Origin of the sequence: Arcobacter arenosus, assembly GCF_005771535.1 — a bacterium.
In the GTDB taxonomy this organism is placed as follows: Bacteria; Campylobacterota; Campylobacteria; order Campylobacterales; family Arcobacteraceae; genus Halarcobacter; species Halarcobacter arenosus.
Map to the genome: position 1 here is coordinate 65,203 of NZ_VANU01000008.1, position 22,504 is coordinate 87,706.

General features: G+C 28.5%; 17 protein-coding genes and 1 tRNA gene. 12 read left to right on the forward strand and 6 right to left on the reverse strand.

Features of this window, described 5'->3' with window-relative positions; all coding sequences use genetic code 11:
- Positions 1 to 2: 2 nt before the first annotated feature.
- Complete coding sequence (gene mog / locus FDK22_RS14900; RefSeq protein WP_420836721.1) at positions 3 to 533, forward strand: molybdopterin adenylyltransferase; 531 nt, start codon at positions 3 to 5, stop codon at positions 531 to 533.
- Between the two features lie 161 nt (positions 534 to 694).
- On the forward strand, positions 695 to 2,029 hold the full coding sequence (locus tag FDK22_RS14905; protein ID WP_138153783.1) for an SLC13 family permease: 1,335 nt from the start codon (positions 695 to 697) through the stop codon (positions 2,027 to 2,029).
- A gap of 2 nt (positions 2,030 to 2,031) precedes the next feature.
- Here the strand turns inward: FDK22_RS14905 and selB are convergent, their stop codons facing one another.
- Together selB and selA are read right to left on the reverse strand one after the other, a co-directional pair.
- Positions 2,032 to 3,873 (reverse strand): selenocysteine-specific translation elongation factor, encoded by a 1,842-nt coding sequence (gene selB, locus FDK22_RS14910; protein WP_138153784.1) that lies wholly within the window; start codon positions 3,871 to 3,873, stop codon positions 2,032 to 2,034.
- Positions 3,866 to 5,215, reverse strand: coding sequence for an L-seryl-tRNA(Sec) selenium transferase (gene selA, locus FDK22_RS14915; protein WP_138153785.1), 1,350 nt, complete (start codon positions 5,213 to 5,215; stop codon positions 3,866 to 3,868). Before selA ends, selB begins: the two co-directional genes overlap by 8 nt.
- A gap of 55 nt (positions 5,216 to 5,270) precedes the next feature.
- Between selA and FDK22_RS15790 the strand changes: the two genes are divergently transcribed.
- Positions 5,271 to 5,369 (forward strand) — tRNA-Sec (locus FDK22_RS15790).
- A gap of 233 nt (positions 5,370 to 5,602) precedes the next feature.
- Complete coding sequence (locus FDK22_RS14920) at positions 5,603 to 5,989, forward strand: hypothetical protein (RefSeq protein ID WP_138153786.1); 387 nt, start codon at positions 5,603 to 5,605, stop codon at positions 5,987 to 5,989.
- On the opposite strand, the gene FDK22_RS14925 is transcribed toward FDK22_RS14920, so the two are convergent.
- From FDK22_RS14925 to selD, 3 genes are read right to left on the reverse strand one after another with little or no spacing between them, the layout of a single operon-like run.
- Positions 5,986 to 7,278, reverse strand: coding sequence for a GGDEF domain-containing response regulator (locus tag FDK22_RS14925; RefSeq protein ID WP_138153787.1), 1,293 nt, complete (start codon positions 7,276 to 7,278; stop codon positions 5,986 to 5,988). The genes FDK22_RS14920 and FDK22_RS14925 overlap by 4 nt on opposite strands.
- Complete coding sequence (locus tag FDK22_RS14930; protein ID WP_138153788.1) at positions 7,271 to 10,024, reverse strand: transporter substrate-binding domain-containing protein; 2,754 nt, start codon at positions 10,022 to 10,024, stop codon at positions 7,271 to 7,273. The genes FDK22_RS14925 and FDK22_RS14930 overlap by 8 nt, the downstream gene beginning before the upstream one ends.
- 50 nt (positions 10,025 to 10,074) lie before the next feature.
- Positions 10,075 to 11,109, reverse strand: a complete 1,035-nt coding sequence (selD, locus tag FDK22_RS14935; RefSeq protein ID WP_212745011.1) for a selenide, water dikinase SelD — start codon at positions 11,107 to 11,109, stop codon at positions 10,075 to 10,077.
- 354 nt (positions 11,110 to 11,463) lie between these two features.
- On the opposite strand from selD, the gene FDK22_RS14940 reads away from it, so the two are divergent.
- Both FDK22_RS14940 and FDK22_RS14945 read left to right on the forward strand, forming a co-directional pair.
- Positions 11,464 to 12,786, forward strand: a complete 1,323-nt coding sequence (locus FDK22_RS14940) for a double-cubane-cluster-containing anaerobic reductase (RefSeq protein ID WP_138153790.1) — start codon at positions 11,464 to 11,466, stop codon at positions 12,784 to 12,786.
- Between the two features lie 4 nt (positions 12,787 to 12,790).
- Positions 12,791 to 13,552 (forward strand): acyl-CoA dehydratase activase, encoded by a 762-nt coding sequence (locus FDK22_RS14945; protein WP_138153791.1) that lies wholly within the window; start codon positions 12,791 to 12,793, stop codon positions 13,550 to 13,552.
- Positions 13,553 to 13,611: 59 nt separating this feature from the next.
- Here the strand turns inward: FDK22_RS14945 and FDK22_RS14950 are convergent, their stop codons facing one another.
- Positions 13,612 to 14,250: a Crp/Fnr family transcriptional regulator gene (locus FDK22_RS14950; protein WP_138153792.1), complete on the reverse strand. Its 639-nt coding sequence runs from the start codon at positions 14,248 to 14,250 to the stop codon at positions 13,612 to 13,614.
- A gap of 387 nt (positions 14,251 to 14,637) precedes the next feature.
- Between FDK22_RS14950 and fdhF the strand changes: the two genes are divergently transcribed.
- The 6 genes from fdhF to FDK22_RS14985 are packed head-to-tail and all read left to right on the forward strand — an operon-like array spanning position 14,638 to position 22,492.
- Positions 14,638 to 16,875 (forward strand): formate dehydrogenase subunit alpha, encoded by a 2,238-nt coding sequence (fdhF, locus tag FDK22_RS15945; RefSeq protein WP_338078805.1) that lies wholly within the window; start codon positions 14,638 to 14,640, stop codon positions 16,873 to 16,875.
- 2 nt (positions 16,876 to 16,877) lie between these two features.
- A complete protein-coding gene (locus FDK22_RS14965) occupies positions 16,878 to 17,453 on the forward strand; it encodes a 4Fe-4S dicluster domain-containing protein (protein WP_138153795.1) in 576 nt (191 codons plus the stop codon).
- Positions 17,454 to 17,463: 10 nt separating this feature from the next.
- Positions 17,464 to 19,425, forward strand: coding sequence for a proton-conducting transporter transmembrane domain-containing protein (locus FDK22_RS14970; RefSeq protein WP_138153796.1), 1,962 nt, complete (start codon positions 17,464 to 17,466; stop codon positions 19,423 to 19,425).
- 9 nt (positions 19,426 to 19,434) lie between these two features.
- A complete protein-coding gene (locus tag FDK22_RS14975; protein WP_138153797.1) occupies positions 19,435 to 20,355 on the forward strand; it encodes a respiratory chain complex I subunit 1 family protein in 921 nt (306 codons plus the stop codon).
- A 1-nt stretch (position 20,356) separates the two neighbouring features.
- Entirely contained in the window at positions 20,357 to 21,004 is a 648-nt protein-coding gene (gene hyfE / locus FDK22_RS14980) for a hydrogenase 4 membrane subunit (protein ID WP_138153798.1), read from the forward strand.
- Positions 21,005 to 21,007: 3 nt separating this feature from the next.
- Positions 21,008 to 22,492, forward strand: a complete 1,485-nt coding sequence (locus tag FDK22_RS14985; RefSeq protein WP_138153799.1) for a proton-conducting transporter transmembrane domain-containing protein — start codon at positions 21,008 to 21,010, stop codon at positions 22,490 to 22,492.
- Positions 22,493 to 22,504: the final 12 nt, after the last annotated feature.

Consider the following 22,504-nt stretch of genomic DNA (forward strand, 5'->3'; position numbering starts at 1 on the left):
TATTGATAGCAAAAATTGGAATTATAACAGCAAGTGATAGAGCAAGTAGAGGGGAATATGAAGATATCTCTGGACAAGCAATCATTGATACTATGAATGACTATTTAACATCTCCTTGGGAACCAGTTTATAGATGTATTGAAGATGATCAAAAAACAATTGAAGATACAATGAAAGATTTAGTTGATAATGAAGGTTGTTGTTTAGTTGTAACAACAGGTGGAACAGGACCAGCTGCAAGGGATGTTACTCCTGAAGCAACTGAAGCTGTATGTGATAGGATGATGCCAGGTTTTGGAGAACTTATGAGAGCAGAATCTCTTAAATTTGTTCCAACTGCAATTTTATCTAGACAAACAGCAGGACTTAGAGGAAGTTCTTTGATTGTAAATCTTCCAGGAAAACCAAAATCAATAAGAGAGTGTCTAGATGCAGTTTTCCCTGCAATACCTTATTGTATTGATTTGATGGAAGGGCCATTTTTAGAATGTAACGAAGAGGTTATGAAACCTTTTAGACCAAAGAAAAAATAGTTAATACGAAATGTACAAAGGATGTACATTTCGTGTAAAAAGAATGTAAGAAGTAGTAAAAAATAAAATATTTTATTAATTCTTTAATATATACTAAGAAAAATCTATTATTTTATCTTTTTTAATTTATAGTTATATATATACTATAAAAAGAGGTCAAAATGAAAGGTATTTTTTTAGCATTAGTGATGGCTGTTGCCACTTTTTTAATTGCTGGTTTAGCTTTTAATACACAACATGCAACACTATTTGGAATAATTGTATTCCTTGTAGCTTTATGGACAAATGAAGCTTTACCATTAGGAGTTGTATCTTTACTTCCTATAATACTATTTCCAAGTTTAGATATCATCAGTACAAATGCAACTGTTGCAAACTATTCAAAATCTACTATATTTTTATTTTTAGGTGGGTTTATGTTGGCTATTGCAACTCAAAAAACTGAACTTCATAAGTTTATTTCAAACAAACTTTTAACACTTTTTCCTAATACACCAAGGGGTGTTTTATTTTCATTATCAATTACAAGTGCTTTTTTAAGTTCTCTTATCTCAAACACCACAACGGCACTTTTATTAATACCCATTGCGATGTTTTTAACAGATAATATAAAGTTAAAAATGAGACTAGTTTTAGCTATTGCCTATGGAGCAAGTATAGGAGGAATAGTTACACCAATTGGAACACCACCAAACTTAATTTTATTAGGATTTATGGAACAACATGCAATAGAAGCAATTCCATTTATAAAATGGATGGTTTTAACAGGACCTTTAGCTCTAGCAATGTTAATAGTTGTACCTTTTGTGTTATCTTTAGGTGTTGAAGATTTATCTTTCGAAAAAGAATTGTCAGATAATTTAAAGTTGACAGGTGAACAAAAGAGATTGATGTACATTTTAGGTTCTTTAGTTATTTTACTTTTAGTAAATTCAAAAATAGAACCATATTATTCAGGTTTAGGATTAAATGAAAAGGGAATTCTTCTTGGATATGGACTTTTGATGTTTATACCAAAAATTGGTTTTTTAACTTGGGATGATTCAAGAAAAATCCCATATGAAATCATTTTTCTTTTTGGTGCAGGGTTTTCAATTGCTGCAGCTTTCTCACAAACAGGACTTGCCTCTGAAATTGCAAACTATTTATTAGTTTTAACTGATTTACCAGTTATATTATTGATTTTAATAGTTGCTTCATTGATTACATTTACAACTGAGATTACCTCAAATACAGCTTTAATCTCAATTGCTTTACCAATAATTTATTCTTTAAATGAAGTGGCAAATGTTGATATTACGCTTATTTTAATGGTTGCTACAATTTGTGCATCATATGCATTTATGCTTCCAATTGCTACACCACCAAATGCTATTGCAATGAGTAGTGGTGCAGTAAAAGTAAAAGATATGTCTAAATACGGAATTGTATTTAACATCGTAGGAATTATATTTGTTACAATAACTGCCCTTGTTTATTGGCAGTATATTTTATAAAATTAAAAAGAGGTGGTAGTAAAAACTCTCTTATTACCATCTTTTTTAATTTGTGAGAAATTGTCCAAATAATCTAAATATGTAATTAGATATTTTCTACTTAGTGGAAATTTATCTTTAAAGTTTTGGATATCAATATATCCATCTGTTGTGATTATATTTTTCATAACTTTTACAATATCTGTTAAAACTCTACTATGAACAAAAAGATTATGTTGTAATCTTACAACAGCTTTTTTAGCACATAAAGACTTTAAAATATCATCACCAGTTTTTCTATCTAAATCCATCTCATCATAGATATTATATGGAGCAGTAGGTGTTAATCCTTCCTCCTCAAGTCTTTGCAAGATTATCTCTTCTAACGAGTTTTTAATATCGATTTTTATATTTTTATTTTTATATAAATTTCCATCTTTTTCTAAGAAATTTTCTTCTAGTAGTTGATTTAAAGCTAAATCAATAAAACTTTCACTTGCCCATTTCATTTTTAGAGCTAATGATGAATTTGAAAGTAGGGCAAATTGATTTTTTCTATATATTTGTTTTATTATATCAACTATTTTTTCTTTTGTCTCAATTGGATAAAGAACTAAAGCTTTTTCATCAATAAAACAATTATCTAAACCTTTTGCATACGCTAAAGCCTTTTCATGACTTAAGGCAAATCTTTGAGCTGATGAGATTAAACCTAAACCTTTTCTATGGGCATTTAATAGTACTTTGTAAGCCTCTTTAATATCTTCTTTTTCCAAAAGTTCTAGAAGTTGTAGTTTTTGAGATTTTTTCATGGGGTCAATTACTGGATTTAAAACTTTTCCCCCTGCAATTGTTTGATTCCCTTGTCTAATAATAAGTTTTTCTTTATATATTGAAAAAATATCTTCATTAAGTCTTAATATTGCAAAACCATTTTCTGCTTCATTTTGGTTATTAAATAAAAGTGTTTTACCCTCAACTTTTTTTGAACCTATAAAAATTGAGTAGTTTTGATTATGTTTAAGTTTTTTCCCCTTTAAGGCTCTAAAAGAGATATCGACACTATTAAATCCTCTTAAAAAACCTTTTTTAGAAATCAAAAAACCTTTTTTAATTTCGCTAGATTTTACACCAGCAAGATTTATTGCTGTTCTATTTGAGATATTTGAAACTTCTGTATTAATTCCATGTACTTGAAGGTTTTTTATTTTTACATCTTTTTTTATATCACAAATAAAAACTTTTTCATTAACTTCAATTGGTTTACCTAAAACAGTTCCTGTTACAATTGTTCCAGCCCCTGGTGCAGAAAAAATTCTATCAACATAATATCTAAAGAAATTCTCTTCAACTTTTGTATTGGCATTTAGTGTAAAAAGTTTCTCTTTTAATTCATCAATAGAGTTTTCATCATAAATTGAAACAGCAGTAGTAAAAAGAATATTAAAATCAAACTCTTTTACAAATGATTCAATCTCTTCAACAATTTTTGGAAGTTCCTGTTCTTCAACTAAATCTTTTTTTGTAATAGTTAATATTGCATTTTTTACACCTAAAAGATTTAAAATCTCCAAATGCTCAATAGTTTGAGGCATAATCTTTTCTGAAGCACTAACAACAATCATAACACAATCAAATGAGAAAGCACCAGCAATCATATTTTTAACAAGTTTTTCATGCCCTGGTACATCAATAAATGCAATATTTTGTGTTTCATTACTTAGATTTGAAAAGCTTAAATCAATAGTTATTCCTCTTTGTTTTTCCTCATTAGTACTATCACCTTCATAACCATTTAAAGCCTTGATTAAAGCTGTTTTACCATGGTCAATATGTCCGCAAGTTCCAATTATGTAATTATTCATTTATCATCTCTTTTAAAATATTTTCAATTAGTGCAATTTCATCTTTTTGTATAGTTCTAAAGTCTAACAAAAATTGTTCATTTTCAATTCTTCCTATAATGTTTTTGGCTCTTAATAATTTTTCTATTTTATTTGGCTTATAGTTTTTAAAACCTATTGAAAGTGCAATTGTTGGTATCTTTTTATTTGGAGTTGTCCCTCCACCAATTACCGTTTTTGTTTCTATAATTTCTGTTTTACAAATATCTTTTATTTTTTCTTGTAGAGATATTGCATCTTTTTTTAATTCATCAAGTGATTTAAAAAGCATATTTAATGTTGGAATATTCTCAAGTTTTCCTAAAAGAATAGATTTCATATTCTCTTCAAGTAAAGCAAGAGTTAGTTTATCAACCCTTAACATTCTTAAAAGTTGGTTTTTCTTTAGTTGGTCTATATATTTTTTCTTTCCAACTATAATTCCAGCTTGAACACTTCCTAAAAGTTTATCCCCTGAAAAACTTAATAGTGATGGATTTGATTCCATATATTTTAAAACAGATGGTTCACTTTGGTCAAGTCCATATGGTAAATCAATTATATGACCGCTTCCCATATCATAATAATCAATTACATCATGTTCTTTTGCTACTTCTACAATCTCTTTAAATAAAACTTCAGAAGAAAATCCTTCAATTGAATAGTTTGATTTATGAACTTTCATTAACATTGAAGTGTTTTCATTTATTGCATTAATATAGTCTTTTAGGTGAGTTTTATTGGTTGTTCCAATCTCTTTTAGTGTTGCTCCACTACTACTCATTACATCAGGAACCCTAAAGCTACCGCCAATTTCAACTAATTCACCTCGACTAACCACAACCTCTTTATTTTTTGCAAAGGTATTAAGTATCAAGAAGACTGCACTCGCATTGTTGTTTACAATTAAAACATCTTCACATCCAAGTAATTTTTTTACAACATTTGAGATATGAGAATATCTTTCTCCTCTTTTCCCTAATTCTAAGTTATATTCTAAGTTATTGTAAGAAGTTGCGATTTGTTTTACTGCATCAAAAGTTTTACTATCAATTAAACTTCTACCTAAGTTTGTATGAACAATAACTCCTGTTGCATTGATTACTTTTTGAAGTGAAGGTTTTGTAATATCTTCATATTTACTTATTACTTCTTGAATAAGTTTAGTTTCATCTATTTTCTCAATATTTTCTTTTAAGATATCTTCTCTTAAATTATTGATAACATTTTTTGCAATTGATAGTATTAGAGGTTTTGACATCTCTTCAAAAGCTTTGTTTGAGACAAACTTGTCTACCTTTGGAATTGATTTCAGTAAATCCATTTTTAACCTTTTGGAAATTTTAAATAAAGATGTTGTATAATTTCAACCTTGATTTGGGGGGTATGTGACCCTGGTGGGCACCACAGGCTTCAACCCTGATTGGCGGTTTATGTGTATACGCCGCGGTAGGTTCGATTCCTACACCTTCTCGCCATTCCTCAAATCTATACAAATTCTTTAAATATAAAATAAAATATCATGCCTTATTTCACTTGTTTTTAGCTATTTTAAGGCTTATAAAGTAGTAAATTATAACTAATAAAAAATCAGTAAAGTCTTAATTTGTAAAAAAAAATTTACTAAAAGTGTCATAGTTAAGGTATAATTGAATAATTATTCATTAAAATAATATCACATTTTTAATTATTTTATAAAAAAGGCTAGCTCGTGAAAAAAATTTTGGTTGTTGACTATGATAATTATATCTCTTCTTATGATTTTTTAGAGCAATTAACAACTTATGAAATTGAGCATGCAAACTCTTATACTGATTTTAAATTAAAGTTTGAAATAAAAAAATATGATTTATGTATTTTGAGTATTGAAGATAATATAGAAAGAGATTTTATCGTATATGATATTTTAGCTTTAGATAAAACTCAGTCTATTTTACAATTAGTTATGCCTAAATCTCAATGTTTTTTTGATAAAGACTGTAAAAATTGTGAAAAATATAATATTAAAAGTATATTTTTTGATAACAATGAAAAAGTTTTAAAATATATAACAAGCTTTGAAACCTCAATATGTGAGTTTACAAAGCTTAATATTTAAAACTCTTTTATAATAACTTTATTTCTACCTGCACTTTTAGCATTGTATAAAGCCTCATCTGCTCTTTTTATAGTATCTTTTATATCTTCATTTAAAGAATGAATAGTTCCACCACAAGAACAAGTAAGTTTAATATTTTTAGAAAAATTTGAGTTTTCAATATTTTTTCTTAATTTTTCAAGACTTATTTCTAAATCGGTATAGTTTTTTATTTTTAAAATAAATATAAATTCTTCTCCACCCCATCTAATTAGATAATCATCCATTCTAGAGTATTTTTTTATAATTTTTACAAAATCAACTAAAATATTATCTCCCACATCATGTCCATAAGTATCATTTACATTTTTGAAATAATCAATATCTAAAATAGCAATACCAAAGCTGTATGTTTCATCTACAAATTTTGAGATTAGTTTTTCATAATTATCCTCAAAATATTCTCTATTAAATGCACCAGTTAATTTATCATGTATAGTTTTATCTTTAAGTTGAAGTTGTTTTAAAAATGTTTCACTAATATCTGTAAAAGTTAATACTATCGTCTCTTCATGTTGCGCAATGGTGATTTTAAAAGCTTTTATACCCATAGTTTTATGGCATAAAATAGATACTATTCTTTCAGAAGGAGTTGCTTTTTTTAAACTCTCAATCCAATTTTCATTTTCTTTTACTTTCCCTATGTGGAAGTAGTTATCATTTTCTATAAAAGTTTTTTCAATAGCTTGGTATTCTTTTTTTAATTCTTCTAGATTTTCAGATAAATAAAAGTCTAATAAAGTTTTATTAGCAAAGGTAAGTTCACAGTTTTTATTAAATAAAGCAATCATTGTAGCTTGAGTATTTAAAACCATATGTAAAAAATCATTTTGTTTTGAAACTTTTTCTTGGAGTTTTTCTATTTTTTTCTTGATATTTAAAAGATCAAGTGTTTTTTCTAAAACTTCTTCTAATATATCTAAATCAATTGGCTTAATGATATATCTATCAATTTTATATTGAATTGATTCTAATAAGTATTGAGTGTCATTATGTGCAGAACAAACAATTATGGGGATATCTTTATTTTTTTCCCTAATTGTTTTGATTAATTCCATACCATTAAGGTTTGGCATTCGAATATCAGTTAAAACAATATCAATCTGTTCCTTTTCATATATTTCTAGTGCTTCTTGACCATCTTTAGCCGCATAAACATTTTTAAAATAATCTTCTAGAACAGAAGATAACATTTGTGAGACGAGTTGGTCATCTTCTGCATATAAAATTGAAAAATCTGTTTTATTCATTTTTATCCTTCTCTTTTAGAGGAATTTCAATTGTAAAAATTGTAATATCATCTTGTGTTGTAACATTTATTTTTCCAGATACAGAATTTTCTATAATTAATTTTGACATATATAATCCCAATCCTGTACCATTTTTTTCCTCTTTTGTTGAAAAATATGGTTCAAAAATATTTTCTATTACATTTTCAGATATTCCACCTGCATTATCTTCAATTTTAATAATTAGTTTTTCATTTTCTAATAAATTATATATTTTTATATAAAAATTTGGCTTATCTTTAGTTACTGCTTCAATACTATTATTAATCATAGTTAAAAAAACTTGTAAGAGTTCATTTTTAAATGTATATATTTTTAGTTTTTCTAAATTATTATATTCGATAATTAGATTTTCAACTCTATTACTTATAAGAACTTCTAAATTTCTATAAAACTCTTCTAACAAAAAAGCTTCTTTTTTCTTATTAGGTTTATAAAAATTACAAAAATCTTCTATAGTTTGTGATAAGTGTTTTAGAATATCAGTTGTTGTATTTTTGTAGAAAACAAATTCATCTTTTTGAGCTACATTTGGTTCTACTTTTCTAATAAACATTTGAGTTAAAACAGATAATTGATTTAAAGGTTGTCTCCATTGGTGAGCTATCATATTTAACATTTCACCTTGAAGAGCTAATTTACTTTGTTTTTGTAGCAAGAATGCCTGTTGTATTCTCTCTTTTTCGTTTAAAACTTTTTCTGTAATATCTTGCACTGATGCTATTGTTTTTATTGCTTCTTTATCTTTGTTATGAATCATTTTCCAATAAATCATTATATATTTAACTTTTTTAGCTGGAGTTATTATTTTTACTTCAGCATTTTGCTCCTCTTTTGAAGTATAAGAGTTCATAAGTTTTTCTTTAAACTTCTCTTTATCATCAGGATGAATAAAATCAATTAAAAGTTTTCTACTTATTTTTGGATAATCTTTTGGTGAAATTTCAAATATATCATAAATAGAATCATCTATTTCTTCATAATAATCTTTTGATAAATCATTTACAAAAGAACTAATTTTTGCTATTTTTCTAGCTTGTTTTAAACTATTTGTTAACTCATTTTCTTTCTTTCTTTTTTTATCAAGTATTTTTATATATCTAAATTCAAGGAGGGCAATAATAACTAATAATATAAATAAAATATACCATAGCCATTCGTAGTTTTTTTCAATTACATACTTTGATATTCTATAGTTTGAGGCAAAACTATTTAACTGTTCATTTGAAAAATCATTTATAGTTTTATTAATAGAAGAGTGTAAAAGTGGATATTTATTATTTACTAAAATTGCACCATTTGCTTTTAAACTATCAAAAATATCGTCAATTTTAAATTTATCAGGTCCATATTTTCTTATCGTTTCATCAGCAATATAAGTTGTAAGGATAAAGTGAGACTTTGAATCATTTTTGATTATTTTCATAATTTCATCAATATTTGAATTAACAATTACTTTTGCTTTTGGATATTTTTCTAGGAATTGATTTTTGAAAATTTCATCTTTTGTATAAAAAATATGGTTGTTCAATTGACTTAAATTAGAAATATATGGATTATTTATAGAACCAATTGAAACATAAAATTGATTAAGCATTGGTTTTGTAAATGTAAAATCTTTATATCCAGTATATCTATTTTTTTCCATTGAAATTAGGTCACATTTATCTTTGTTTATATTTTCTTTAAACTCTTCAAGGCTATTTGAAGTTATAGGTATAAATTTAATATTAAGTTTTTTTGATATTTCATCGTAAATTTGTCCAGCTATACCAATAAGTTTTCCATTTTCAACAGCATCTATTGGGTAGTTTTTATATTTTGAACATACATTAAACTCATTTTTTGTTTTTAGAAAATCTATCTCTTCTTTTGTTAGTTGATTATTATTGTTTTTTTGTGAATCATCCCCTAACCATTTTTTTAAAATTGTATTCTTTTCTTCTAAACTTAAAGAGTTTATACTTTTATTTATAATTGATTGAAGTATTTTGTCATTTGGTTTAACTGCTGCAGCGGTATTAGGTTGAAACTCTTTTAATCTATATATAGAATGGATATCTTTAATTTCATATTTTCCTAGAATGTATTTATCCCTATGAAAAGTGATAACAGCATCAACTTTATTATTTTCAAGTAGAAAAAAAGCTTCTAAGGTTGTCTTTTGTCCCCTAATCTTTATTTTATCTTCATATTTTTTAAGTGAGCTTTTTAAAGATAAAATATTAAAATTAAAAGCAATCTCTTTTCCATATAAATCCTCTATTGAATTTATTTCAAAAGATTGTGAATCTTTTGTAAATACACTATATGAAGCCTTTGATATAGGTTCTGCTTCAAGTAAGTTTTCTTTTTGTACAATTTTTTTATTGATTACTGGTATTACATCTATATTTCCATTTTTTAAATCATTTATTATCTCTTTCCATGATTTATTTATAAACTCAACATCAAAACCAAATTTTTCACTTAAGGTTTTATATGTATCTATAATTATTCCATTTAAATTACCACTACTATCTTTAAAAAAAAGTGGTTCAAATACAGAAGAGTGTCCAACTTTTATTAAGGGGTTTTGTTTTAAATATTCTTGTTCCTCTGTTGTAAAAATAGTTTTAGAAAGCTGTGTTAAATCTTTATTTTTTGAAGTATGAATATTTGCAAACAATGTTAAAAAAAATAAAGATGATATAAAAAATAATCTCAAAAATAGCCCTTTTAGAAAATTATTTTATTATATCAAAAAAAAAGGTGAATTCAATAAATCATAATAGGACTCGCACCTCTAGGTATAACTTCACCAATAATTGAAGCATATCCAAAACTTAAATCTTCAATAACTTTTATATACTCTTTAGCATCATCAGGATCCATCGCTATTAAAAGTCCACCAGAAATTTGTGTATCACAGTACATTAAATAGCAGGCATTTGTTGCACACATTATTGTTGTCTTATCTTCAATATATTTCATATTTTTTTTAGATCTTTCTGGATAAACTCCTTGCGCTGCTAATTCATTTGCTTCTGTTATAACTGGAACTTCCCCACAATGAATAGCAAAAGAATTAAAATTACTAGTTGATTCTAAAGCATGACCTAATAAACCAAAATCAGATATATTGGTAACTGAACTAACTTTATAATCTCGTAATATTTTAGATGGTAGATAGTTTAAAGTTTCTAAAATTTTTATAGTCTCTTTTTTTGCATTTTCATCTAATAAATCTTTTTTTATTGCATCTGTTAAAATACCTGTTCCAACGGGCTTTGTTAAAACTAATACATGTCCGATTTTGGCAGTATTATTTCTATATATCTTATTGGGATGAATCATCCCTGTAACAGATAATCCATAAAACATCTCTAATGATTCAATAGTGTTTCCTCCCATTAGAAGACCACCACACTCTTGAATCTTTTCATTTCCACCTCTAAGTATCTCTTTTAATACTTCTGTTCCATGGTTTTTTTTATCAAAACCTACAATATTTAAAGCTGTTTTAACACTTGCACCCATTGCAAAAACATTAGATAGTGAATTTGCAGCTGCAATTTTTCCAAATATATAAGGGTCATCAACAATAGGTGTAATAAAATCTAGGGTTTGTACTATTGATTCTTCATCATTTATTTTATATACAGAAGCATTATCATTATTTTCAAATCCAACAACAACTCGGCCATCACACGGTACTAAGCTAATAATTGATTGTTTTAGATCCCCCGGACCCATCTTAGCTGCTCAACCTACGGCTTGAACAAATTTTGTTAGTTTATATTCTTCTTTCATAATTTCTCTTTTAGACAGTTATTATAAGTTCTAATTATAATACAAAAAAGTATTTTTTAATTATATTAATATTTAATTAAATTTTACAATTAATGTAGTTAAAGTTGGATTAATATATTAGTTTTATATATTAGTAATTATTTTTATTTAAGAAAAATTTAATTAAAAAAGGAATATAGTTTTGTTATATAAGCATTGCCTAAGTTTAGGCCAGACATAAAAATAACTTTTTTACTTGACTACATATGCTGTTAATTGTCTAAGTTTTAGACACACATGATTTAAAGACAGTACTTTCTTAATTATTCTTCTTTTTCTCATGTATTACAAAAAATTATACTATAGGAAAATAAAATGGGTGTTGCAGAACATAAAAAACTACTTTCAGATATTGGTGTTGATGTTGATAGACATGCTCAAATGATGAGTATGGGATTAGAATCTTATGAGGCACAATTTAAGTCTCAAAATAATAGACCAAAAGGTATGGAATATTTTGATTGGTTTATGAGTGAGATTCAAGGTCAAAGAATTGCAGAGATTAATAAATTAAGAGCTGAAAAAAAGCCAGCAGTTGGTACATTTTGTATTTTTGTTCCTGAAGAGATTATTGTTGGTGCAGGGGGAGCATGTTTTGGTTTATGTGGTGGGAGTCCCGCTACAATTGCCGATGCAGAAACAGAGCTTCCTAGAAATATTTGTCCATTAATTAAGTCAGCTCACGGGTTTAAACTTCAAAAAACATGTGCTTATACACAAAGTTCAGATTTTATTTATGGTGAAACAACTTGTGAAGCGAAAAAGAAAACTTGGGAGATTTTAAATAAACATCATCCTGTACATGTAATGAATATTCCTCATATGAAAAGGGAAAAAGATTTAAAAATGTGGCAAGAAGAGATTGTTGAATTTAAAGAACATATAGAAGAAGTTGCAGGTAAAAAATTAAGTTTAGATGAGATGATTGAAGGAACAAAAATCATCAATGAAAAAAGAAAAGCAATGCAAAGACTTGATTCTTTAAGGGGAATGAACCCAGATGTTATACCAATTTCTGGTAAAGATGCATTATTTATAAATCAAATGGGATTTTTAGATGACCCTAGAAGATATACACAAAAAGTAAATGAATTATGTGATGAATTAGAAAAAAGAATTGATGAAAATAATTCTGTATTTGAAAAAGACACTCCAAGACTTATGGTTTTAGGAACTCCAATTGCTCCACCAAACTGGAAACTTCACACAGCAGTTGAGGGCTCAGGTGGTGCTATTATAAATGAAGAATCATGTATTGGGCATAGATACTATAAAGACAATGTTGATTTAGATAGTGTTGAAACTGAAGAAGATTTAATGAAACAATTAATGCAAAGATATAGTGCTGTTGATTGTGCGTGTTTTACACCAAATACACCAAGAATTGATAAAATTTTAAAAATGTATGAAGATAGAAAAGCTGATGGAGTTATCTATTATACATTATCTTTTTGTCATACATATAATGTTGAATCTCATTTAGTAACAGAAGCACTTGAAGCTGCTGGAATACCATGTTTAGTTATTGAATCAGATTATTCACCTGAAGATGCAGGTCAAATTAAAACTAGAGTTGAAGCATTTTTAGAATCAATATCTTTTAAGAAAAAAGCAAAAAACTTTAAAAATAAAGATTAAAAATATGTACTGGGGAGTTGACGTTGGTTCCACATATACTAAAATATGTGGAATCGATGAAAAAAAACAGATTATTGATACAAAAGTTATTCCAACAATTGTAAATCAAGATGAGATAGTAAAAACATATTTAGAAGATAAAAATGTTGAAATGTTAGTTTCAACTGGATATGGAAGACATATGATAGAAGATACCTTTTGCTGTCCTGTTATCTCAGAAATAAAAGCCCATGCCAAAGGTGCATACTATTTTGCCCAAGAATCTCAAATGGTAATTGATCTTGGTGGACAAGATAGTAAAGTTATTATGCTTGATGGAAATGGTGGTTTTGTAGATTTCAAAATGAATGACAAATGTGCCGCAGGAACTGGAAAGTTTTTAGAAATAGCTTCAAGTAGAATGGGACTTGAACTTGAAGAGTTTTCAAAAATTGGTTTTGAAGCAAATAAAGAGTTAAGTATCTCAAGTATGTGTGCAGTTTTTGCAGAATCAGAAGTTATATCTTTAATTGCAAAAAAAGAGAGTGCCGCAAATATATGTTATGCCGTCCATGATTCAATTGCTTCAAGACTTGCATCAATGGCAAGAAAATTTGCTATAAAAAGTGATGTAATACTTTTTACAGGTGGTGGAGCATTAAATGGTTTTTTACTTCATCTTCTTTCAAAAAAATTAGAAAAAAATGTAATTAGCGTAGGATATCCTCAATTAACAGGGGCTATTGGTGCTGCTATATCTGGCTTTGAGGTTTGTAAAGAGTTTTAGAGCTTGTAAATGGTTTATTTATAATTTATGGGAGTTAGGAATATTGAAAATAATCGATTTTAAAAAGATCTTAGTCGATTCCAATCTAATATTTTATATTTATGGAATCCAACTTTTGTAATTATCTTTTCAGAAATCAATTCATTGAACACTGTTGATACAGTTTGTCTCTTAGCTCCAATAAAGGTTGAAAATTCTTGCATTGAAAAATCAAGATTAATTACAACATCTTCTTTTTTATCCAAATATTTTTGCATTAAAGCAACTTCAACAAGAAAATATGAAATTCTTGTTCGGCAGTTTTTAAAAACAAGCATTTGAATAATTCTTCTTTCAATTTCAGCTCTTAATTTAAGTGAAGCTAATACTGCAGTTGCAAAACTTGGAGTTCTAAAAAAATTCTCAAACTGAATTGCATCAATTACATATACTTCAGATTCTTCTAAAAACTCTATTACACATGTTTCAACAGGGATAATTATATTGTTTTTTTCTAAGTGATAAAGAACAAACTCTTGTTCATCTCCATATATACTTACTTTTGCCTTACCATTTTTAAAAACAAATAAATTTAATTTATCATCAGAATATTCTATATTATTCTTAGAAAACTTTTTTATAGGAATTGAATTAAACTCCTCTTCTGAAAGTACAGAAGATAAATCAACTGAATCAATTTTTATTCTACTAAATGGCATAAGTTATTTATCCCCCCTCTTTTTAATAAAACATTATAGTAAACTAAAAAAATATTTTTAGTTTTAAATATAAACTTAGTTTTAATATTATCAGAAAAAAAATTTACAAAGTGTCATTTATCTGACAGTTAACTCTTGTTTTTCTTGCAATTTTATTTTCTGATTGAATGGTAGTTAAAAAGTGTATTTAAAATAAAAACCTACTTCACATATAATTTTACTTAAAAGAATAGTAAAAGTTAATTAAATTTTACCAAAACACTTGACTGAACTGTCATTCATGTGACAGACAGATAAAAAATAAACTATTAAAATTCTACTTGAATATTAAATATAGCTTATTAAATTAAGAGTATTTTAAGTATTACATTATAAAGAGAGGTAGATATGAAAAAGTTTCAAACTACATGTCCTTATTGTGGAACAGGCTGTAATATTGATTTATTTGTAGAAAATAATAAGATAGTAAAAGCTGAACCTACAAAAGAACATCATGTCAATGACGGTGAACTTTGTCTTAAAGGACTTTATGGTTGGGAATATGTACATTCCCCAAGAAGACTAACTAAACCAATGATTAGAAAGAAAAATGGCGAATTTTCTAAAGATGGTGATTTAGTAGAAGTTAGTTTTGATGAAGCTTATGATTTTGTTGCTCAAAGAATGAAATCAACAGTTGAAAAGTATGGTGCAGACAGTTTGATGGGATTCTCATCGGCAAGATGCTCAAATGAAGATAACTATACATTTCAAAAATTATTTAGAACACAAGGAACTAATAATATAGATCACTGTGCAAGATTATGACATGGTCCTACAGTAGTCGGTTTGACTAAAACATTAGGAAACGGGACCATGACAAATGATCTAACAGAGTTTGCAACTCATTCAGATGTATTGTTTTTAATAGGTACAAATACAAGTGAATGTCATCCCATCATAGCAATGCAAATGTTAAGGGGTATTGAACGTGGAGCTAAGATGATCGTAATTGATCCAAAAGAGACTGACATGGCGAAAAAGGCAGACATCTTTTTACAAATTCCAGTTGGATACAACATTCCATTATTAAATGCATTCATTAATTATATCATAGAAAACAATTTATATGATAAAGATTTTGTAAAAAATCACACTCAAGGTTTTGAATATGTGAAAGAGGCAGTAAAAGGTTTTACTCCTCAAAAAGTTGAAGAAGAGACAGGAATACCTGCACAAAAAGTAATTGAAGTAGCTGAATTATATGCAAAAGCAGGCACTGCTGCGATTTGTTACACTATGGGTATGACTCAGTTTATTGATGGGACATCAAACATTTTCTCATTATCAAACCTTGCTTTATTAACAGGTAATTTAGGAAAAAAGGGTGGAGGAGTAAATCCTCTTAGAGGTCAAAATAATGTGCAAGGTGCATGTGATATGGGTGCTTTACCTCATGTTGTACCAAATGGTTTGGTTACATCAGAAGAAGTAAGAGCACACATAAAAGAGATTTGGGGTTATGATATTAGTTCAAAACCGGGATATTCATTAACATCAGCACCACATAAAATAGAAGAAGGAAAAGTTAAATTTCTTTATGTATTTGGTGAAAATCCAGTAATGAGTGACCCATGGACAGAACACTTTATTCATGTAACTGAAATTGTAGAGACTTTAGTTGTTCAAGATATATTTTTAACTGAAACTGCCCAAAAAGCTGATGTTATTTTACCATCTGCATGTTGGGGAGAAAAAGAAGGAACTTTTATAAACACTTCAAGAAGAGTTCAATTAATTTCAAAAGCAGTTGAACCAGCTCTTGGATTAGAAGCCGATTGGAAAGTTATTTGTAACATTGCAAATAGAATAGGGTTAAATGGTTTTGACTTTTACAAAGCCCAAGAGATTTGGGAAGAGATTAGAAAAGTAAATCCAAATTTCTTTGGTGGAATATCTTATGAAAGACTAAAAAAACTAGATGGAATATCTTGGCCTTGCCCTACTGAAGATCATGAAGGAACGCCTGTATTGTATGAAGGAAATAAATCAATGCTTCCTGATGGTAAATTTAAATTTGCTCCAGTTGTATACGCAGATGAAAAAGAAAATAGAGCTATCTTAGAACAAGAAATTATTAAAAAAATGAATATACCAGAAGGTTATCCAGTTGGTTCAGGTGCTTTAAGTGAAAAAGTAAATGAACTTTATCCTTGTTTATTTACAACAGGAAGAAAAGTTTATCACTATCATACAGGAACAATGACAAGAGAATGTAAACCTCTAGAACTAGGTTCAGACATTATGGGACCAGCAATTGAAGTTAGTCCTGATATTGCAAATGCAAGAGATTTACAAGAAAATTGTTATGCAGTTGTTGAAAATAAAAGAGGAAGAATTGCAGCAAAAGTTAGAATAAATCCAGACCTTAGACATGGAACAATTTTTACTACATTTCATTATGCTGAAGCAGATGGAAATGAATTAGCAAATGCGGAAGAAACAGATCCATTATCAGGTATGAATCCACTTAAAATGACTATTGCTGCCATTAAAAAGATTTCAGAAGAGGAATTTATCAAGATTCGTCATGAATCTGATATGCAAATGCACCCTTCTGAACAATATAGAACAGTAAGGAGATAGTTATGAGTTTACAATCAAAAGTAAATCAATTTGTAATTGCTAATCCTAAAGTTTGTATTGGATGTGCAACATGTATGGCTGGTTGTTACGAATCTTCTTACAAAAGGGGAAAACTTGCAGTTTCTAGATTAATTGTAACTAGAACTGCAAGTGGAACAATGCCTAACCAATGTAGACAATGTGAAGATGCACCTTGTGCAAATGTTTGTCCTACCGGAGCATTAAGAATTGGTGAAAAAAGTATTGAATTATATGAAGAGATATGTATTGGGTGCAAAATGTGTACTCTTGCATGTCCTTTTGGTGCAATAAAAGCAGAAGCTGAAATTATGCCATCGGTAAATTATTCAATGGAACCAAAATACAACTTAGGTTTAGAATCTGAATCAGGTGCAAAAAGTATTGCAATTAAGTGCGATTTATGTGCAGGCTCTGAAAGTGGTCCAACTTGTGTCCAAGTTTGTCCTACCGGAGCATTGATGTTTGTAAATGGTAAAGATGGTCAGAGTAATTTAGTAAATAAGAAATCGGAAGAAGCGGTATCATCATTTATTGAAATACTTTCAAAGAATTTGTAAAGGATTATAAATGACACAAGTATATTTGATATATCTAGTTGGTTGTGTTGTTTCACTTTTATTATATAAAAAAAATAATCTAGCTGCAAAAGTTGGTTTTTCAATTTCTGCAGTTGCATCATTGATTGGTGTATTTTATTTTTTAATTAATATAGGAGAGACAAGCACTTATAACTTTAGTGAACAACTATTATATAGCCCAAACTTTACATTAGAACCAGTAGGAAACTTCTTTTCTTTTGTTATTTCACTAATTGCACTTGCTTCTTCAATTTATGCAATTCAGTATTCGCAAGAGTATGAAAAAAAAGGAAGTTTAGCTGTAATGGCATTTCTTTTTAATGCATTTATTCTATCAATGCTTTTAGTTGTATCGGCATCTGATGTTTTTTGGTTTATGATTTATTGGGAAATTATGACTGTTGTTTCTGCATTTTTAATTTGTTTTAATGATTCAAAAAGTTCTTTAAAAGCAATTATGATTTATCTAGGAGTTGCTCATTTTGGAGGAATGTGTATTTTATCTGCATTCTTATTATTGGCATCACAATCTGGCTCTTTAGAGTTTAGCTCTTTTACAAGTGTAGAGATGTCACCATTATATGCGAGTGCAATTTTTATATTAGCTTTAGTTGGTTTTGGTTCAAAAGCAGGTATGTTTCCTTTTCATGTTTGGCTTCCGAAAGCTCACCCAGCTGCACCTTCAAATATCTCTGCATTAATGAGTGGAGTGATGATTAAATTAGGTTTATTTGGGATTATAAAATTTTGTTTGTGGCTTCCTATTCAAGAATGGTGGGGATTATTAATTGTTGTATTAGGAGCATTGTCTTCTCTTTTAGGTGTTTTATATGCATTAATTCAACACGATTATAAAGCTTTACTTGCTTATCACTCAGTTGAAAATATAGGAATTATTTTATTAGGAATTGGAACAGGAGTTTATGGAATAGCAATAAATTCACCTATTTTAGCAACAATTGGTTTTTTAGCTGGACTATACCATGTCGTAAATCATGCTATTTTTAAAGGTTTATTATTTTTAGCTGCAGGTAGTGTTTTATTTAGAACTCATACAAGAGAAATTGAAGTATTAGGTGGCTTAGCAAAAAAGATGCCATTTACAGCAATTGGAATGTTTGTTGGTGTAATGGGTATTGCCGCGCTACCTCCTTTGAATGGTTTTGTAAGTGAATGGTTTACTTATCACGGAATGATTCAAGGTGCTTTAAGTGAAGGTATTCTTCCTAGAACTGTATTTACTTTATCAGTCATTGCTTTAGCACTTACAGGTGTTTTAGTTGTTATTCACTTAAAATTATATGCAGTTATCTTTGCTGGGACTCCAAGGGATAAAAAAATCTGGGATAATGCAAAAGAAGCACCTCTTTCAATGTTAGTTGGAATGTTTATTCTTATAGTTGGATGTTTTGCCTTTGGTATAGGTGCTAGTGTAGTAACTGAAAATATAATGACAGTTGTTACTTCATTTAGTGGCGCTTACGAAGCAACACCTGATGGAGGATTTATTGCCTCAACTTTAGGAAATAAGATCTCACTTCCATTAATAACAATGGTATTAGTAGGAGCTATGACTTTACCTTTCCTTATAGTAGTTATTTTTAGAGCTAATAAAACAAAACCAAGAGAGACTGATCCTTGGGCTTGTGGATTTAAATATAGTTCTAGAATGCAAATGGTAGCAGGTCCATTTACTGGTGACTTAAGAAGATTGATGGAATGGTTATTTAGAAGTAAGCCTACTGTAGAAGATAGAGGTTATTTTGAACCAGTAGTTTATACAGATAAACCAAAAGATATTTGGTGGAATGCATTTTATGCGCCAATAATAAATTTAACTATGTATTGTGTTAGAAAAATTGGTCTTTTACAAAATGGTAGCACTTCGGCTTATTCTGTATATATTTTATTAGGCTTATGTCTGTTTTTAGTCATAAGTTATTTATTGTAGGAGCATGTTATGAGTATATTTTTTATGTTATTACAAGTAGTAGTAATTATCATGCTTGCACCTTTATTTGATGGGATGGCCAGAGTATTAAGAGCAAGATTGCAATCAAGAAGAGGACCTTCAGATTTTTTCCAAACTTATAGAGATATTCAAAAACTTTTTAAAAGAGGAAGAACAGTACCAGAATGTTCTCATTGGGTATTTAGATTTGGGCCTTATACATTATTTGGGGCAGGGGCTGCATTACTTGCAGTTATACCTATTTCATATAATGCTGGCTCATTAGCTTCATATGCCTCTGATATTTTTGTTGTTCTTTATATTGGTGCAATGTTAAGATTTATTTTTGGTGCAGCTTCAATTGACTCAGGAAATCCTTTTGCTGGTGTAGGTGGAAGTAGAGAACAGATGTTAGCCGTTTTTGTTGAACCTGTAATGATGAGTAGTTTATTAGTAGTAATGCTTTTAGCAAAAACTTCAAATTTAGCTGAAATACAAATGTTGGTTCAAAATGGTGATATAGGTTATCAAATGCCAGCTTTTGCAGTTGCTTCAATCTCTTTTCTTTGGGCAATGTATGTTGAGTGTGGAAGAAATCCCTATGATTTAGCAGAAGCAGAGCAAGAGATTCAAGAGGGTGTTTTAGGAGAATATGCAGGTGCAGATTTTGGTATAGCGCATGCAGGACTTATTTTAAAACAGTTTGCAATGATTGGTATGTTTTTAACTATATTTGAACCATGGACTTTTGAAAATTCATTTCTCGCATTAATAGTTTTTATTTTAAAAGCTGGTATTTTTTATGTTGCTGCAGTATTTATTGATAATTTTGGACCTAGATATAAATTATTAACAAGTTTTAAATCAAATGCTATAGTCGCACTTTGCGTTTCTTCAGTTGCATTGATTTTATATATAGTAGGAGTTTAATATGTTAGATTTATTAAGTATTTTATCAATAGCAATTATTATAACTTCATTAGGTGTATTTTCACTTAGAAACTACCAGTTTTCAATATATACCTATGCAGTACAAACATTTATACTTGTTTCAATATTTTTTACATTAGCATTTAGATTTGATGCTGAACAATTAAGTATTTGGGGAATGATTGCATTTTTTACAAAAGTTGTTTTTATTCCAATGCTTTTATTAAAGTTAGTAAAAAAATTGGATGTCAAAAGTGAAGATGAACCAGTTTCTGGCTTTTTCATAAGTCCTATTATTGCTATGGGATTTTCATTAGCAATATCAATGGCAATTTATCCAATCTATTTAGAGTTTTCTCTAATAAAAGAGGCAATTCCTTTAATGGCTTCAATTACAGTTTTCATGATGGGAATTTTTGGTTTTATTTTAAGAAATTCTGCAATAAAACAGATTTTAGCTTATTGTATGTTTGAGAATGGAATACATTTATCTCTTGCATTAATGGCTTATAACTCTCCAGAAATTGCAGAGTTAGGAATATTAACTGATGCAATTTTTGCAGTAGTGATTATGTCTATTTTAGCTCAAAGATTTTTTAAATATTTTGGATCTTTAGATGTATCTAAAGCTAATGAGTTGAAAGGATAAAATATGAATATTGAATTATTATTATTTCTAATATTGATTGTTCCATTAATCATATCAGGTCTGATTTGGTTTTTAAAAAAAGACTTGAAAATTTTAACTTCTATTCATTTAGGAGGGGCAATTATTGAAGCAATTTTAGGATTGGCAGCTGTTGCAAGTGTTGTAAATGGCAAAACATATTTTATCTTTGATCAGATGCTATTTTTAGACGCTGTTGGTGGAGTTTTTGTCACACTAATTGCAATTACAGGGGTTCTTGTAAATATTTATTCTATTAAATATATGCAGTGGCAAGTTGAGAGTGCTCATATAACAGAAAAAGATGTAAAACTATTTTTTAGTTTATCTCATCTATTTATTTTTACAATGACATTTTCAGTGTTAGCAAACAATATTGTACTAATGTGGGTAGCAATTGAGGCAACTACATTATCTTCAGTATTTATGGTTGCTATAAATAAAGGTAAAAAATCAACTGAAAGTGCTTGGAAATATATAGTTATTTGTAGTATTGGTTTAGCTTTTGCTTTATATGCAACTGTTCTTTTATATAGTGCAGGTTTTTCAGTAATCAATGATAGTCATAGTACGATGTTATGGACTACATTAATGAGTCATGCAAAAGAGATAAATTCAGATGCATTAAAATTGATTTTTGTTTTTGCATTAATTGGTTTTGGTACAAAAGCAGGATTTGCTCCAACACATACATGGTTACCAGATGTTCACTCAGAAGGTCCAGCTCCTGCTTCGGCTATGTTATCAGGTATTCTTTTAAAATGTGCTCTATTAGGTTTAGTTAGATACTACGCAATTGTTGGAAACTCAACTTTAGGATTTGAGTTTGTTCAAAGTGTAATGATTGTAAGTGGATTATTAACTGTGTTTGTAGCAGCATTATTCTTAATTAAACAACATGATGTAAAAAGAATGTTTGCTTACCATTCAATTGCACATATGGGTGTAATTGCTGTTGGTTTAGGTTTTGGTGGCTTTCTTGGTATATTTGCAGCATTATTTCATACCCTTGCTCACTCTTTTACAAAAGCGTTGGCATTTTGTGTAACAGGAAATATTCAAAAGATTTACGGTACTAGAAATATGGAAAAAATGGGTGGAATGATTAAAATTGCACCTATTACAGCAATACTGTTTGGTATAGCAGTTTGTTCTTTAGTTGGTGTGCCAGGCTTTGCGATTTTTGTAAGTGAATTTTATATTATTCAAGAAGCTATTTCTTCAGGAGGTTATATCCCTGTAGCACTATTTATCATTGGATTGATTATTATTTTTATCGCTGACTTTTCACATTATAATTTAGCAACTTTTGGACAAAGTAAAACAGAAGTACAGTGTGGTGAAGTGGAAAGAAAAGCAAATGCACCTCTTATTGCTCTTGCGGCATTAATCATTATATTTGGTATTTTCACAGTTGATAGCTGGGTTAGCTTACTAAATAGTGCAGTAAAAATTATAATTGGCGTATAAGGAGAATTCATT

What these genes read in the sequence shown, in the direction of transcription:
- FDK22_RS14940 (WP_138153790.1), top strand. Translation starts at nt 11,464, where the DNA reads ATGGGTGTTGCAGAACATAAAAAACTACTTTCAGATATTGGTGTTGAT.
- FDK22_RS14905 (WP_138153783.1), top strand. Translation starts at nt 695, where the DNA reads ATGAAAGGTATTTTTTTAGCATTAGTGATGGCTGTTGCCACTTTTTTA.
- FDK22_RS14965 (WP_138153795.1), top strand. Translation starts at nt 16,878, where the DNA reads ATGAGTTTACAATCAAAAGTAAATCAATTTGTAATTGCTAATCCTAAA.
- FDK22_RS14985 (WP_138153799.1), top strand. Translation starts at nt 21,008, where the DNA reads ATGAATATTGAATTATTATTATTTCTAATATTGATTGTTCCATTAATC.
- FDK22_RS14950 (WP_138153792.1), bottom strand. Translation starts at nt 14,250, where the DNA reads ATGCCATTTAGTAGAATAAAAATTGATTCAGTTGATTTATCTTCTGTA.
- FDK22_RS14945 (WP_138153791.1), top strand. Translation starts at nt 12,791, where the DNA reads ATGTACTGGGGAGTTGACGTTGGTTCCACATATACTAAAATATGTGGA.
- selA (WP_138153785.1), bottom strand. Translation starts at nt 5,215, where the DNA reads ATGGATTTACTGAAATCAATTCCAAAGGTAGACAAGTTTGTCTCAAAC.
- FDK22_RS14975 (WP_138153797.1), top strand. Translation starts at nt 19,435, where the DNA reads ATGAGTATATTTTTTATGTTATTACAAGTAGTAGTAATTATCATGCTT.
- selB (WP_138153784.1), bottom strand. Translation starts at nt 3,873, where the DNA reads ATGAATAATTACATAATTGGAACTTGCGGACATATTGACCATGGTAAA.
- hyfE (WP_138153798.1), top strand. Translation starts at nt 20,357, where the DNA reads ATGTTAGATTTATTAAGTATTTTATCAATAGCAATTATTATAACTTCA.
- FDK22_RS14970 (WP_138153796.1), top strand. Translation starts at nt 17,464, where the DNA reads ATGACACAAGTATATTTGATATATCTAGTTGGTTGTGTTGTTTCACTT.
- FDK22_RS14925 (WP_138153787.1), bottom strand. Translation starts at nt 7,278, where the DNA reads ATGAATAAAACAGATTTTTCAATTTTATATGCAGAAGATGACCAACTC.